Source organism: uncultured Senegalimassilia sp., assembly GCF_902464545.1.
In the GTDB taxonomy this organism is placed as follows: Bacteria; Actinomycetota; Coriobacteriia; order Coriobacteriales; family Eggerthellaceae; genus Senegalimassilia.
The window spans coordinates 1-16,379 of the sequence record NZ_CABQJR010000037.1 but is presented as its reverse complement, the minus strand read 5'-3'; the positions used below and the strand labels follow the sequence as shown (position 1 = coordinate 16,379).

Annotated in this window: 8 protein-coding genes; 5 read left to right on the top strand and 3 right to left on the bottom strand. The window is 64.4% G+C overall.

From position 1 onward, the window contains the following. Nucleotides 1–1,581: YfhO family protein (locus tag RDW26_RS08860; protein WP_307983315.1), on the bottom strand; the 1,581-nt coding region annotated here is incomplete at its 3' end. A gap of 507 nt (nt 1,582–2,088) precedes the next feature. Here RDW26_RS08860 and RDW26_RS08855 point away from each other — a divergent pair. The 4 genes from RDW26_RS08855 to glmM all read left to right on the top strand — a co-directional run bounded on the left by RDW26_RS08855 (nt 2,089) and on the right by glmM (nt 11,971). Then, a complete protein-coding gene (locus tag RDW26_RS08855) occupies nt 2,089–5,643 on the top strand; it encodes a DNA-directed RNA polymerase subunit beta (protein ID WP_114619878.1) in 3,555 nt (1,184 codons plus the stop codon). Beyond that, nucleotides 5,644–10,056: a DNA-directed RNA polymerase subunit beta' gene (locus RDW26_RS08850; RefSeq protein ID WP_307983314.1), complete on the top strand. Its 4,413-nt coding sequence runs from the start codon at nt 5,644–5,646 to the stop codon at nt 10,054–10,056. 99 nt (nt 10,057–10,155) lie between these two features. Then, nucleotides 10,156–10,635: a hypothetical protein gene (locus RDW26_RS08845; protein ID WP_307983313.1), complete on the top strand. Its 480-nt coding sequence runs from the start codon at nt 10,156–10,158 to the stop codon at nt 10,633–10,635. Nucleotide 10,636: 1 nt separating this feature from the next. Next, nucleotides 10,637–11,971, top strand: a complete 1,335-nt coding sequence (glmM, locus tag RDW26_RS08840; protein WP_298628994.1) for a phosphoglucosamine mutase — start codon at nt 10,637–10,639, stop codon at nt 11,969–11,971. Between the two features lie 304 nt (nt 11,972–12,275). Here the strand turns inward: glmM and RDW26_RS08835 are convergent, their stop codons facing one another. Continuing rightward, nucleotides 12,276–13,820, bottom strand: coding sequence for a glucosaminidase domain-containing protein (locus tag RDW26_RS08835; protein WP_307983311.1), 1,545 nt, complete (start codon nt 13,818–13,820; stop codon nt 12,276–12,278). A gap of 650 nt (nt 13,821–14,470) precedes the next feature. On the opposite strand from RDW26_RS08835, the gene RDW26_RS08830 reads away from it, so the two are divergent. Further along, nucleotides 14,471–15,388, top strand: coding sequence for a hypothetical protein (locus tag RDW26_RS08830; RefSeq protein ID WP_307983310.1), 918 nt, complete (start codon nt 14,471–14,473; stop codon nt 15,386–15,388). Between the two features lie 476 nt (nt 15,389–15,864). Here RDW26_RS08830 and RDW26_RS08825 read toward each other — a convergent pair. Beyond that, on the bottom strand, nt 15,865–16,379 hold a 515-nt coding region (locus tag RDW26_RS08825), incomplete at its 5' end, for a hypothetical protein (protein ID WP_307983309.1).

The window sequence follows — 16,379 nt, the reverse complement described above, 5'->3', positions numbered from 1 at the left end:
GTTCGCGCTGGGGAAGGCGGCGTCGCGCATGGCGTCTGCGTCCGCACGCTCGGCATCCGCCGTGCGGTCCGCCTGCTCCGCCTTGCTGCCGACCCGTTGTGCGCCTCCGTCGTCCGGTCGCGCAACAGCGCCGCGCGTCCCGGCGGCGCCCGTGACCAGCAGCGTGAACGCCGCCAACAGCCCGCATTCCAGCGCTACCAGCTCGGGTGCCTGCGGCAGGCTTCCCTTCGCCACATACAGCCACGCGGCCGATCCGGCAACGCTCACGAACGCCGCGCCGCCGCCCAGCAGCGCGCACCTGCGCCGCGGCCGCGCATCGAGCCGCGAAAGCGCCAGCAGGCCCTCGGCGGCAAGCACCGTCATGACCAGCAGGATGGCGAACCCGTTGCGGTTGGTGTAGGAGCTTTCGGGCACGAACCCGCTCCAGATGGTGGCCACGGGCGTGAACACCAGGCTCGTGGCCATAACGAGCGCGAATGCCGCGCCCGCGATGCGCTCGCGCCGCCCGACGGCCCCGTTCGCCAGGAACATGCCGACGCCGACCAGCACCAGCGCCGATATCGTCAGAGCGGGCAGGTTCGCCTGCGTGGTGATGCCGGGTAAGGTGCCGATGCAGAACAGGTCGGCCACCGCAAGCGGGTTGCGGGCCAGGCCCGTGTTGCATGCAAGCGATGCCAGCCCCGCGTGCGTGCCCTTGCCGCCCAGAAGCGCCAGCGCCGTGGGGATGAGCACCACCATGCCCGCGCCCACGGCGAGCGCCATGGTGGCGGCGAAGCGCCAACAGCGGCGCAGGCGCCGTCCGCGCAGGCTGCGGTTGCGCGCCAGCTCGTAGAAGAACCACAGCACGCACAGCAGGCACACCATATATCCCGTGTACCAGTTGAACACGATGGCGCATGCGCATGCAGCGAACAGCCCGCCGCATGCGCGGCGCTGCACCAGGCGATACGTGCCCAGCGCCGCAAGCGGGGCCATGATCACGCCGTCGAGCCACATGATGTTGCTCGCATATCCCAGAACGTACGAGGTAAGCGCGTAGGCGCATGCGAGCAGCACCAGCAGCGCCTGCCGGCCGGCTGGGGCGTTTGCCGCGGCGGCGCGTGCCTCGCGCCAGCTTGCGGCATCCGCCGCCAGAAGCCTTCCGCGTAAAAGCACCAGGCAGCACACGGCGCACGCGGGGATCTTCACCAGGTATAGGACGCTGAACAGCTGCGGCACGGTTTCAGGCGTGAAGAAGAACGCGATCAGGTTGAACGGGCTTGACAGGTAGTAGGTGAACAGGCTGAACATGCCGCCGCCCAGGCCGGCTGCGTTGCTGTACAGCAGGTTGCCCTGGCCGTGCAGCACCTGGATGAGCCAGCCGAAGTACTCGGCGTACTGCACGGGCATGTCGTAGAGCATCACCGACACGTCGCCGAAGGGCCAGATCCCCCGCATGGCGAAGGCGGCCAGCAGCACACAGAAGGGGATGGCGAAGGCCGCCAGGTACGGCGCGGCGGCGCGGGCGAAGCGGCTTGCACGGGTGCGGAGCACGGGGCGTTGATGCGGTTGCGCGGATGCATCGTTGCCGGATATATACATGGTAAGGAGGTCCTCTCTTGTCATGCCCGGAAATCGGGTATGGAGCTCATGGTACCCCCAGTCGGCAGCCTATGGGGCCCCAGTGGCGGTTGTCTACGATAACGCCGGAATCCCTGTGCCTTCGCGTCCTTGCGGCAGGCCGTCGACGAAGGCGAGGGGCGCCGTCGCGGATACGGAAGGGGGCAACGTCAGGGGCTGCCGGTGCGGCCTTGGCCGCGTGGGCGCGCGGGTGCCCGGAATCGTCGCGATCGCGCGGTTCAGGGGTCGCCGCCTGATGCTGCCATATAAGGCTTTTCCGCGTCCGATCGGCGCCGCGCCGTCCGCCGTGCTAGAATGCCTTCCGCACGAGAAAAGTCATATCTGCGTTTCCCCAGGTGAAGCGGCGAAAACCAACAAATTTCCACAGCTCGTGAAAAAATTCCTTGACGGGCTTGACATTTCGCCGTATTCTAGCAAATTGCAACTTTTTCGCAGTTTTGCGGATGCACCTGAAGGAGGAAAAGCCTCGTGGCCCAAGACAAAAATGCTGGTCAGACAGTACTTTATCGCAATCGCCGCTCGTTTGCGAAGATTCCTGACGTCATGGACGTGCCCAACCTCATCGCCATTCAAACGGATAGTTTCAAATGGTTCATGAGCGAGGGTCTCGACCAGGCGTTCCAGGACATCGCTCCGATCGAGAACAATACGAAGGACATGTGCGTCGAGTTCGGCGACCATCGCTTCGGCGACCCGAAGTACACCGTCGACGAGTGCAAGGAAAAGGACGTCAGCTATCAGGCGCCCCTGTACGTCGAGATCCGTTACATCAACCGTGAGACGGGCGAGATCAAGGAGCAGGAGGTGTTCATGGGCGACTTCCCGCTCATGACCAACCGCGGCACCTTCATCATCAACGGCACCGAGCGCGTCGTGGTGTCCCAGCTCGTGCGTTCCCCGGGCGTGTACTTCGGCTCCGAGCGAGACAAGGCATCCGACAAAACGCTGTATAACGCAAAGGTCATCCCCAGCCGCGGTGCATGGCTGGAGTTCGAGACCGACAAGCGCGACATCCTGTCCGTGCGCATCGACCGCAAGCGCAAGCAGCCCGCTACGCTGCTCGTCCGCGCCCTCGGCCTGGCCGAGACCCGCGAGGAGATCATCGACCTGCTCGGCAGCGACGAGATGGTCCTGCGCACCCTCGACCGCGATCCCGCCACCACCAAGGAGGAGTCGCTCATCGAGCTGTACAAGCGCTTCCGTCCCGGCGAGCCGCCCACCATCGACTCCGCCCGTACGCTGCTCGAGGGCCTGTTCTTCAACCCGCAGCGCTACGACCTGGCGAAAGTGGGCCGTTACAAGATCAATAAGAAGCTCGGCTTCGATCAGGAGGAGGCTACCTGCTCCACGCTGACCGAGGAAGACATCACCAAGACCATGCAGTACATCATCGGCCTGCATGCCGGTGCCGAGGGCGTCAAGGTCGACGACATCGACCACTTCGGCAACCGCCGCATCCGCACGGTCGGCGAGCTGATCCAGAACCAGTTCCGCATCGGCCTGTCCCGCATGGAGCGCGTGGTGCGCGAGCGCATGAGCATGCAGGAGCCCGACGAGATCACCCCGCAGTCGCTCGTGAACATCCGCCCGATCGTGGCGGCCATCAAGGAGTTCTTCGGCTCCTCCCAGCTGTCCCAGTTCATGGACCAGGCCAATCTTGCCGCAGGCATCACGCACAAGCGCCGTCTGTCCGCACTGGGCCCGGGCGGTCTGTCCCGTGAGCGCGCAGGCTTCGAGGTCCGCGACGTCCACAATTCCCACTACGGCCGCATGTGCCCCATCGAGACGCCTGAAGGCCCGAACATCGGCCTTATCGGCTCGCTGGCAACCTTCGGCCGCATCAACCCCTACGGCTTCATCGAGACCCCGTACCGTCGCGTGGTCGACGGCAAGGTGACCGACGACATCGACTACCTGACGGCAGACGAGGAAGAGAACCACACGATCGCCCAGGCCAACGAGAAGTTCAACCTGGAGACCCGTGAGTTCGGCACCACCGACGAGAACGGCAACTTCGTGAAGGCCGCTCGCGTTCTCTGCCGTACCAAGGACGCCGACGGCGTGTTCGGCGAGCCTGGCGAGGTGCTGCCCGAGCAGGTCGACTACATGGACGTTTCCCCGCGTCAGATGACGTCGGTCGCAACGTCGCTCATCCCGTTCCTCGAGCACGACGACGCAAACCGCGCCCTCATGGGCTCGAACATGCAGCGTCAGGCTGTGCCGCTGCTCAAGCCGCACGCTCCGCTCGTAGGCACCGGCATGGAGCACCGCATCGCGGTCGACTCCGGCGAGATCCTCATCGCGCAGAACCCCGGCGTGGTCGACTACGTCGACGGCCAGACCATCATCGTGCTCAACAACGACGGCGAGTACGACGAGTATCTGGTACCGAAGTTCCAGCGTTCCAACCAGTCCGGCTGCATGAACCATCGCCCCATCGTCCGCAAGGGCGATGAGGTGGCGGCTGGCGACGTGCTGGCAGATGGCCCGTCCTGCGACGGCGGCGAGCTGGCGCTGGGCCAGAACCTCATGGTCGCGTACATGCCTTGGGAAGGCTACAACTACGAGGACGCCATCATCGTGTCCGAGCGCGTGGTGTCCGAGGACCTGCTGACCTCCATCCACATCAGCGAGTACGAGCTTGACGCCCGTGACACGAAGCTGGGTCCGGAGGAGATCACCCGCGAGATCCCGAACATCTCCGACGACATGATCGGCGACCTGGACGCCGACGGCATCATCCGCGTGGGCGCCGAGGTGTTCCCGGGCGATGTCCTGGTGGGCAAGGTCACCCCGAAGGGCGAGACCGAGCTGACCGCCGAGGAGCGCCTGCTGCGCGCCATCTTCGGCGAGAAGGCTCGCGAGGTCCGCGACACCTCCCTGAAGGTGCCGCACGGCTCCGGCGGTCGCGTCATCGACATCCATCGCTTCAGCCGCGCCGCCGGCGACGAGCTGGCGCCCGGCGTCAACGAGCTCGTCCGCATCTACGTGGCTCAGAAGCGTAAGGTCCAGCAGGGCGACAAGCTCTCCGGCCGTCACGGCAACAAGGGCGTCATCTCCCGCGTGCTGCCGGTCGAGGACATGCCGTACCTGGCCGATGGCACGCCCATCGACGTCATGCTGAACCCCCTGGGCGTTCCGTCCCGTATGAACGTCGGCCAGCTGCTTGAGAACCACCTGGGCTGGGCTGCGAAGTGGGGCTGGAACGACGACCCGAACTCCGACGAGCCCGTCGAGGGCCCGCAGTTCGTGGCAACCCCGGTATTCGACGGCGCCACCGAGGAGGAGATCTCCGACGCTATCGACGCCGCCAACCGCAACCTCATCAACTGGAACCACAAGAAGTACGGCGACCTGGCGCGCGACGAGTTCGTCCCGCAGCTGTCCCGCACGGGCAAGGCATGGCTCTACGATGGCCGCACGGGCGAGAAGTTCCGCGAGCCCATCACCGTCGGCCAGACCTACATCCTGAAGCTGGGTCACATGGTCGACGACAAGATCCACGCCCGCTCGACCGGCCCTTACAGCCTGATCACGCAGCAGCCCCTGGGCGGCAAGGCGCAGTTCGGCGGCCAGCGCTTCGGCGAGATGGAGGTGTGGGCCCTGTACGCGTACGGTGCATCCAACGTGCTGCAGGAGATCCTGACCGTGAAGTCCGACGACACGTCGGGCCGCGTGAAGTCCTACGAGGCCATCGTCAAGGGCGAGAACACGCCGGCTCCCGAGGTGCCCGAGTCCTTCAAGGTTCTGGTGAAGGAAATGAAGTCGCTGTGCCTCAACGTCGAGCTCGAGGGACACGACCATCAGACCATCGACGTCACCCATGACCCCGATCTGGACGACGTGAAGCGCGACAACGCCGATACGGCCCTGTACAACGCCATCGCCGACGATGCGCGCAAGACCGAGGCTGAGGAAGCCGGCGCTCTCGACGACATCGCCGCAGAGCTGGGCGAGCTGATGGCTGATACGAAGCAAGAAGAAGACGACAACGACCTGATCGGCAAGGAGGACGAGCGATAAATGACGACGGAATTCGACGTTAACAATTTCGACGCCCTGCGCATCTCCCTGGCTTCCGCCGAGGACATCCGCAGCTGGTCGCGTGGCGAGGTGAAGAAGCCCGAGACCATCAACTACCGCACGCTCAAGCCGGAGAAGGACGGCCTGTTCTGCGAGAAGATCTTCGGTCCCACCAAGGACTGGGAGTGCGCCTGCGGCAAGTACAAGCGCGTGCGCTTCAAGGGCATCGTATGCGAGCGCTGCGGCGTCGAGGTGACGCGCAGCAAGGTTCGCCGCGAGCGCATGGGCCACATCGAGCTGGCGGCCCCCGTCAGCCACATCTGGTACTTCAAGGGCTCCCCGTCCCGTCTGGGCTACCTGCTCGACATCCCGCCGAAGGAGCTGGAGAAGGTCCTGTACTTCGCAAGCTCCATCATCACCTCCGTCGACAAGGAGGCTCGCGACGAGGACGTCGAGGATCTGCGCGATGAGCTGGCCGCCGACCTGGAAGAGCTGGACGTCGAGCGCGATCGCTTGATCGAGCAGACCCGCAAGCTGTCGGTGGACTACGTCCCTGAGGACGACGACTTCGTCGACGACATCGACGAGGACGAGCGCCTCACGCCCGAAGAGGTGGAAGAGGAGATCGCCGACATCTACGAGGAGTTCAACGAGCGCAAGGCCCTGCGTCAGGACGCCTTCGACCTGTTCATGAAGATCGAGCCGAAGCAGCTGGTTCCCGACGAGTCCCTGTACCGCGAGATGCGCGCCAACTACCGTGACTACTTCACCGGTGGCATGGGCGCCGAGTCCGTGCGCGACCTGCTGGACGCCATGGACCTCGAGGCCACGGCCGAGGAGCTGCGCGACGTCATCGCCAACGGCAAGGGCCAGAAGCGCGCCAAGGCCATCAAGCGCCTGAAGGTGGTCGACGCGTTCCTGAAGTCCACCAACAAGCCGTCCGATATGATCCTGGACGTCGTCCCGGTCATCCCGCCCGACCTGCGCCCCATGGTGCAGCTCGACGGCGGCCGCTTCGCCACGTCCGACCTGAACGATCTGTATCGTCGCGTCATCAACCGCAATAACCGCCTGAAGCGCCTGCTCGACCTCGGTGCCCCCGAGATCATCGTTAACAACGAGAAGCGCATGCTGCAGGAGGCTGTCGACAGCCTGTTCGACAACGGCCGCCGCGGCCGTCCCGTCACGGGCCCGGGCAACCGTCCGCTGAAGTCGCTGTCCGACATGCTCAAGGGCAAGCAGGGCCGCTTCCGTCAGAACCTGCTCGGCAAGCGCGTCGACTACTCCGGCCGTTCGGTAATCGTCGTCGGCCCGTCGCTTAAGCTGCACCAGTGCGGCCTGCCTCAGCAGATGGCCCTGGAGCTGTTCAAGCCCTTCGTCATGAAGCGCCTGGTCGAGCTCGAGTACGCTGCCAACATCAAGGCCGCCAAGCGCGCCGTGGATCGTTGCGCCAGCTATGTGTGGGACGTGCTGGAAGAGGTCATCGTGGACCATCCGGTCCTGCTCAACCGCGCACCCACCTTGCACCGTCTGGGCATCCAGGCCTTCGAGCCGGTTCTCGTCGAGGGCAAGGCCATCAAGCTGCATCCGCTGGCCTGCACCGCATTCAACGCCGACTTCGACGGCGACCAGATGGCCGTGCATGTGCCGCTCGGCGCCGAGGCCCAGGCCGAGGCCCGCGTGCTCATGCTGTCCGCGAACAACATCAAATCCCCGGCTCATGGCCGCCCGCTGACCGTGCCCACCCAGGACATGATCATCGGCTCCTACTACCTGACGGCAGCCCGCGACGGCTTCCCGGGCGAGGGCCGCGCGTTCATCGACTTCGCCGATGCCCGCAACGCCTATGACGCTCGCGCCGACGTGGACCTGCAGGCCAAGATCGAGGTGCGCCTGAGCAAGGACACCCGCGTGGCCAACGCGTTCGGCAAGTACGAGGACATGAAGGCCGGTCAACGCATCCACACCACCATCGGCCGCATCATCTTCAACGACTCCTTCCCGGAGGACTACCCCTTCCTGAACTACCAGATGAATAAGAAGGAGATCGGCCGCCTGGTCGAGGACGTCACGAACCGCTATCCGCTGGCCGACGTGCCGGAGATCCTGGACGGTTTGAAGGCCACGGGTTACCACTACGCAACCCGCGCCGGCATCACCGTGTCCGTCTACGACGCCACCGTGCCGCCGACGAAGGCCGACATCCTGGCTGCTGCCGACGATAAGGTCGCTGCCATCGACGAGGACTACGAGATGGGCCTGATGAGCCCCGAGGAGCGTCATAAGCAGGTTGTCGACATCTGGACGGATGCCAACGAAGAGGTCGGCGAGGCCATGGCTGCCAACTTCGACAGCTTCAACCCCATCTTCATGATGGCCGACTCCGGCGCTCGAGGTAACATCAAGCAGATCCGCCAGCTGGCCGGCATGCGCGGCCTGATGGCAGATACCAAGGGCGGCACCATCGACATTCCGGTTAAGTCGAACTTCCGCGAGGGCCTGTCGGTTTTGGAGTACTTCGTCTCCACGCACGGCACTCGTAAGGGTATGGCCGACACCGCTCTGCGTACCGCCGACTCGGGCTACCTGACCCGTCGTCTGGTCGACGTTGCGCAGGACGTCATCGTGCACGAGATCGACTGCGGCACGAACGTGGGCGTTCCGTACCCGCTGCACAACGAGAAGGGCGAGCTGGACGAGAACCTCATCGGTCGCTGCCTGCTCGAGGACGTCAAGGGCACCGACGGCTCCGTGGTTATGGAGGGCGACAAGTACATCACCTCCATCGAGCAGCTTGCCGCCATGGAGGCCGCGGGCGTCGAGGAAGTCACCATCCGCACGGTCATGACCTGCCATGCCGAGCATGGCGTGTGCCAGAAGTGCTACGGTTGGGACCTTGCCACGGGCCGTCCGGTCAACATCGGCACCGCTGTCGGCATCATCGCCGCCCAGTCCATCGGCGAGCCCGGCACGCAGCTGACCATGCGTACGTTCCACGCCGGCGGCGTCGCAGGCGAGGACATCACGCACGGCCTGCCGCGCGTCCAGGAGCTGTTCGAGGCCCGCAAGCCTAAGGGTCAGGCAGTGCTGGCGGAGATTTCCGGCACGCTGCAGATCAGCTCCGACAAGAACACGAAGACGTTGACCATCCACGACCAGGAAGGCAACTTCCGCGAGTACGTGGTGTCGGCCCGCGCCACCATGCTCCCGGGCGTGGAGGACGGCCGCCAGGTCCGCATCGGCCAGCAGCTGACCAAGGGTTCCGTGAACCCCCACGACCTGCTGCGCCTGACCGACCCGAACACCACGCTGCGCTACATCGTGGCTCAGGTCCAGGACGTGTACGTGTCCCAGGGCGTTGACATCAACGACAAGCACATCGAGGTCATCGCGCGCCAGATGCTGCGCAAGGTGGCCGTGCTCGACGCCGGCGACTCCGACTTCCTGCCGGGCCGCCAGGTCAACCGCTTCGAGTTCGAGAACGTTGCCAACGAGCTCATCGCCGAGGGCAAGAACCCGCCGGTGGGTCAGCCGCTGCTGCTGGGCATCACGAAGGCCTCCTTGGCCACCGATTCGTTCCTGTCCGCCGCATCGTTCCAGGAGACCACGAAGGTGCTCACCGACGCCGCCATCGAGGGCAAGGTCGACCACCTGGTGGGTCTGAAGGAGAACGTCATCATCGGCAAGCCGATCCCGGCTGGCACGGGCCTGAAGCGCTATCGCGACGTCGGCCTGACCTACAAGGGCAAGCCCACCGCTCCGGTCGAGGGCGATATGCTGCCTGATTACGCTCCGGACGACCTGCGCCAGATCGAGGACCTGCTGCCCCAGCCCCAGGATTGGTCGCTGGACGGCGAGGGCTACCTCAACATGGGCGGCAACTACGGCAGCTACTACAGCGGCCTGTCCCTGGGTCATCGCGGTCCGCAGCTGTCCGACGAGGACGCGCGTCTGTACATCTACGACGATCTGGGCGTGTCGCAGCGCTGGGCGAACAAGTTCAGCGAGGCGGGTATCGAGACTGTGGCCGACCTGGTGGGCCACACCGAGGACGACCTGCTGCGCATCGAGGGCATCGGCGCAAAGGCCATCGAGGAGCTCAAGGAAGGCCTCGAGCAGCACAACCTGCTGCATGTGATCGAGGACGACCTGAGCGCATCCTCCGATGACATGAGCCAGCTGCTCGACATGGTGTTCAGCCCGGATGACACCATCCTCATCGGCGGCGACGAGCCGGCCACCTTCAACACCGAAGGCGAGGACATGCTGGGCGAGGCCCTGCCTCCGCGCAGCTACCACCGCAACCTCGAGGAGCTTGACGAGCTTCTGGGCAACGGCGCGTTGGGCTTCGGCCTGACCAGCCGCAAGGACGAGGAAGAGTCCAACGAGGCTCAGGCTAACGGCGAGGAATAACGCCAGCTGAAAGGGGCGCGCATCGGCGCGCCCCTTTTTTCGTTACGGCGGGCCGATCGGCGGCAACGCCCGCGCCCGCTAACGTCTGAAAGGCTTTTCATGAGCGATAAAACTTACATCCCCGAGGGGGAGCAGGCTCCCGCATCGCAGATCGGCGCCACGCTCGAGGCGCTGGCGGGGACCATCCACGCTCGCCGCGACGCTGGGGAGGGCAGCTACACGTTCCGCCTGCTCACGGGCAATGCCGACTCGCCGCTGAAGAAGGTGGTCGAGGAGTCCAACGAGGTGGCTTTGGCCGCCAAGGACGTGGAAGCGGCGAAGATGATGCTGGCGGGTCTTGCCGGTCACGAGGGCTCGCACGCGGGCATGGCCGATGCGTTCGCCGCCAAGGCCGACGCGGCTTGCGACCATCTGCGCTATGAGACCGCTGACGTGGTGTATCATCTTCTGGTCGTGCTTGAACGTTACGGCATCGGCATCGACGAGTTCGCTGCCGAGCTGAACAACCGCATGACCGACGAGGAGCGCCCCCGAGGCGCCATCCGTCTTTTCGATGAGCATGTGAAAAGGGGTAAGTAATATGGCACGTCTTTTCGGTACTGATGGGGTTCGCGGCGTTGCGAACAAGGAGCTTACGTGCCAGATGGCCTTCCAGCTGGGTCAGGCTGCCGTGGCTTTCAAGGGCCGCACCATCCTGATCGGCAAGGATACGCGCCTGTCGGGCGATATGTTGGAGTCGGCCGTTGCCGCCGGCATCATGTCCATGGGCGGCACGGCGCTGCTGGCGGGCATCATCCCCACGCCGGCGATCGCCCTGCTCACCCGCGAGCTGCATTGCGATGGCGGCATCGTCATCTCCGCCTCGCACAACCCGCCGGAGTACAACGGCATCAAGATCTTCGACGGCCAGGGCTTCAAGCTGCCCGACTCCGTCGAGGACGAGATCGAGGCCTTCATGGCGCGCGGCGGCGCCGCAGCCGACGAGCTGCCCAATGGCGACGAGGTGGGCGTGGCGGTGCCTGTCGAGGATGCCTGCGAGCTGTACATTCAGCACGCGGTGCAGAGCGTGGAGAAGCAGGGCATCGACTTCAAGGGCCTGAAGGTGGCGCTTGATACGGGTCATGGCGCATCCTGCATGACCAGCGCCGAGGCGCTGCGCCGTTTGGGCGCCGATGTCACTGTCATCAACGACGATTACTGCGGCACGGACATCAACGTCCAGTGCGGTTCCACGCACCTGGAGCCCCTGCGTGCCCTGGTCGCCGAGTGCGGCGCCGACGTCGGCATCGCGCATGACGGCGACGCCGACCGCGTCATGCTCATGGACTCCGAGGGCAATGAGATCGACGGCGACATGGTGGAGGCCGTGTGCGCCATCGACCTGAAGCAGCGCGGCCTGCTGACCGGCGACACCGCCGTGTCCACCGTCATGGCGAACCTTGGCCTGACGCACGCGCTGCGCGATGCGGGCATCAACCTCATCCAAACGAAGGTTGGCGACCGCTATGTGCTCGAGGCCATGCGCGAGGGCGGTTACGTTATCGGCGGCGAGCAGTCCGGCCACACCATCTTCCTGGAGCACAACTCCACGGGCGACGGCCTGGTCACGGCGCTGCAGTTCCTGGCTGCCTGTAAGCGTGCCGGCAAGTCCGCCGGTGAAGCGGCGAAAGCCATGACCCGCTTCCCGCAAACGCTCATCAACGTGCGCGTGAAGGACAAGCATGCGGCCGATGGTAACCAGGCCATCGCCGATGCCGTGGCAGCTGCTGAAGCGGCGCTTGGCGAGGACGGGCGCGTCCTGCTGCGTCCGAGCGGCACCGAGCCGGTCGTGCGCGTGATGGTGGAGGCAATGGACGCGCAGGCTGCCGAGCAGCATGCGAAGGCCATCGCCGAAGTGGTCGAGCGCGAGATCTAAACGAGTGCAAGGCTCAGAGGGGCTGCGTCGGAAGCGATTCCGGCGCAGCCCCTTTCTTATGCCTAAGGGTTTTGAGGCGACCTAGTTTTGGGAGCGTCAAAACAATCGTGTAGGAACGGGAAACCCCCGGACTTTTCCCATCCGTTTTGAGAAAAGTCTGGGGGTTTCCGCCAAAAGAAGAGCTAAAGAAGCCGGTTACCGGTATATACCGGTAACCGGCTTCTTGTATTTTGGAAACCGATAGGGGGATATGCCTGCGTGAATGGGCGCAGTGCCCTTTGCAAGGTAGCCGTTGAAACCAGTTTTATTCGATCGGCTTAATCGGCTCGGTGGTGCTTTCGGACAGGTTTGCGGCTTCACTTCCTTCTGATGCATGGGCGGGCTGCTTGAAGGCGGGGCTTTCGTGCTTTCCCATGGTCTTGGCATTGTCGGCTGCGTAGGCGGGACGCCAGTCCGTGATCGCCTGAGCGACCGACCATGCCGCAGCGTCGTTTTGGCTGGCGGCGGTGTCGCCCGATGCGTGTACGCCTGCTGCGGCGTGGGCGGCGTTTTCGCCTTCGACTTTGCGGCGCCAGTATAGCCAGAAGCCCAGCGCACCTGCGCCTGCTGTAACAAGGGCGGCCAGCAGTCCCGTTACTACGGGGTTCATCTGCCGCTTGGGAAGGCCGGCCTCGGGCACGGTGATGCCGAAATCATCGGAGCCGGTTTTGAACGACGCCTGCGAAGCGGTGGGCTTGAGTACGGATTCAAGCGTTGCCGTCTCTGCCTTCGCTTGATCGCTTGGGGCGTCGAACTGGGTCAAATCGTACGTGTCGATATAGGCTTTCAGTGTGCGCGAGTAGGTGGTGCTGGTGGCGTAATGCCCCTGCAGGTAGTCGCACGCGTCCTCGTAGGTGCTTGTGTTCGACTTCTTCACCGGGGCATACAGCGAATCGCCGGTGAGCAGGCCGACGTAGTCCTTGAGCGATTCCGTTAGGCTGGGGTAGCGGCGGAACTCGGCGACGATGGTTTCTAGGTTGCCCTTGCCGTCATCCTCCTGCGTTTTCATGCGCACGCTTTTGCCCTCGTAGGCGCCTTTGATGCCGAACAGGTTGTTATAGGGTTCGCACGAAAGTCCCGAGGAGCCGGATGCCGACTCCACTACGGCCTGCGCGATCATGACCGAGGCGTATAGGTCGTTTTCCTGGCATAGTTCGCGGGCCTGCTCGCCGATCTGGCTGATGAACTGCTCGGTGGTCAGGTTACGCGAGACATAGACCAGCTCGTCCTCGTCAAGGGTGGCGCTTTCCTGCACCATGTCCTCGGGGGCGTCCTCGACGTCCTCGGCGGGCTTCTCTGCAGAGGAGCCGTTGCCGGTGCTTGCGGGCGGAGTGCTGGAAGCGGCGGGTGCAGCCGGGGTTTCAGCGGGCTGCGCGGGCGTGGCGGGCTCGGGCTTGGCCTCGGGTTTTGCCTCAGGCTCGGAGCTTGCGCTGGAATCGGCGATGGCCTTCTGCGTCTGCTTGACTAGTTTCGCCAGGTCGGCGTCTATGTTTGCAAGCGCGTCGACGTCGATGGTGAGGAAATCCGCTGCAGCTACGGTTTCGCCGTATAGGTACGCCTTCAGCGGCTTCAGGCCGACGAGCTTGGCGGCTTCGGCCTTGTCGAGGATGGCCTTGTTCTCCGCGTCTGTTGCGGTCCAGTCGCCGGTGTTGGCGACGCTTTCGATGGGCGTTGCCTGCGCCGCGTACGCAACGCCTGCCGAGGTGGCACCCGGAGTATGCGCGAGGCCCGCCAAGGCGGGGGCCGTTGCCATGGATGTTGCCAGCACCGCGGCAAGCGCGGCGTTCGTGAAAATGGTGCCCTGCTTCATTACGCTATCGTACCGTTTCTCCTTGTTCGACCTAGTAAGCCAAGTATAACTTATATTCCCTCCCTTTACCGTTCCTCACGATAATCATCACGTCGGCTCCTTGCAATGTCGGGGCGTCAACCGTTTGCCAATCGTCGCGATTCCTTCATGTTTTCCGCCGCTGACCAGGGCAAAACCCGCGAAATCGTTGCTTAGCACGCTAAGGTGCGGGTTACATGAGGAAGGGGGCTGCCAGTCGCCGCACCGACCACTACCGAGTTGGCCGCCGAGCGGCCCGATGCTGAGAAGGCTGCTGAGCAGCCCGATGCTGAGCAGGCTGACGTCAAGTCGGCTGACGCCGAGCGGGCAGCTGACCAGGCAGACGCTGGCCCTCCGCCGAGCAGCCCGACGCCGAGAAAGCAGAGGATTCCCCTAAAGGCGAATATGTCAGGTCTTTCGTCGCCTGAACCGTTATGGGCGCCGCCGCCTGAACCGTTATGGGCGCCGCCGCCCGAGCTGTTGCGCCCTGGCGGTACGTCGGCCGGAGCGCGTACGGCGCTGCCGCCGTCGCATCGCATCGATCCGTAACCGAAATGCCTACTATGTCTAGAGACAACCGTGATAAGATGGGGAAGACATATCGGCGCTCACAGACGAGAGAGCGAGGCATCATGCTGGACAAGGATCAATTGAACGACATCGTTGCAGGCATCGCGAAAAACTACAGCGAGCGCGAGGAGATCTTCTTCACCGACCCGAACAAGCATTTCCCGAACAAGCTTGCCATCGTGAACATCGTGAAGGACCTGCGCCGCGTCATGTTCCCGCGTTACTTCGGCGACGAAACGCCTACGGGCATCAACCCCGAGTACTTCATCGGCGAAACGCTCATCCGCATCGAGGATTCGCTGCGCCGCGAGCTGCGCGAGGCGCTGCTGTTCCGCGGGGGGCTGGCAACGGAGGAGCTGGACGAGCGCGTCGACCAGATCTGCGCCACGTTCTTCAGCCGCCTGCCCGAGATCCAGCGCATCCTGATGACCGACGTGCAGGCTGCCTTCGATGGCGACCCGGCCGCCCAGAGCAAGGAAGAGATCATCTTTAGCTATCCGGGCTTCTTCGCCATCTTCGTGTACCGCATCGCGCACGAGCTGTACGTGCAGGACGTGCCGCTCATCCCGCGCATTATGTCCGAGTACGCCCACGGCCGCACGGGCGTGGACATCAACTCCGGCGCAACGATCGGCGAGTACTTCTTCATCGACCATGCAACCGGCGTCGTCATCGGCGAGACCACCAATATCGGCAACCACGTGAAGATCTACCAGGGCGTTACGCTGGGCGCTCTGTCTACGCGTGCCGGCCAGGCGCTGTCCGGCGTGAAGCGTCATCCCACCATCGAGGACGACGTCACCATCTACAGCAACGCCAGCGTGCTGGGCGGCGAGACCGTCATCGGCGCAGGTTCGATCATCGCCGGCAGCGCGTTCGTCATCTCCAGCGTGCCCGCGGGCAGCCGCGTTTCCCTGAAGAACCAGGAAGTGAACGTGCGCACGCCCAACAAGGACCACGCCAAGTGCTGGGAGATCTAAACGGCGAACGAAGGCGTCGCGGGGCGCCGGGTATTTCCGCGCTCGCCTGCACCTAAGGGCAGGGCCGCAATAGAAACAATGCCATCGGGGCCGATTCCGCGATTCGCGGGGTCGGCCTTGTTTCGTTTTTTTATGCCTCGATACGCCCGCAACCGGGCCTTCGAGCTCGCGAATCGTTCAAACGGCCGACACGGGAACCCGTGCTGAAATCAGATTCGCAATCGCTGAGGCACGATCCGCGCTGCCCGCATCGGCCTTTCGGTCTCGCAGGCGGTCCAGTCACCAGACCCGCAGCTGCAATCTCCTACGTACGGTCCCCGCATGCAAAAAGAAACCTCGCGTGAGCGAGGTTTCTGGGTCCGCGAGCGCGGTCGTTGCACTAGCGATGGGCAAAAAGAAACCCCGCGTGAGCGGGGTTTCTTTTTGCCTTCCGTTTTTTGGCAAGCGGGGCTTCTCGGCGAGCGAGGCTTTTCGGGTTAGCGGATGAACTTCGCTAGGACGCGGGCGAGGAGGCTGGGCTTCTCGGGGGGTCGCTGGATGCCGGAGTGGCTGGGCGCCTGCATGGGCTCGTTGATGACCTGGGCCTTCACCGGCACGGGCTGAGCCGCAGCCTCGGAGGGCTGAGCTGCAGTGCCAGCGGGCTTGGGGGCAGCCTGCGGCTTCGGCGCCGCTTGCGGCTTTGCGGCAGCTTCGGCCTCAGCGGCTTTCGCGGCGGCCTCTGCCTCAAGCGCTGCCTTATGGGCGGCTTCGGCCTCACGGGCAGCCTCTGCGGCGGCAGCCTCCGCCTTCGCCACTGCCTCCACCTTGGCTTCGGCTTCTGCCATTTGCGCTTGGCGCTGCTCGTTCATGAGCTTGCGGGAGTTCGCGCTGCGCGCGGCCTTGGCCTCGGCAGCGGCAGCACGGGCGCGCTGCGCCTCCTTGATGAGGAAGTCTTGCGACTCGAACTTCGGCTCGTCGGGTTTGGCCAACTCGCCGAGCTTGGTGTAAGTTC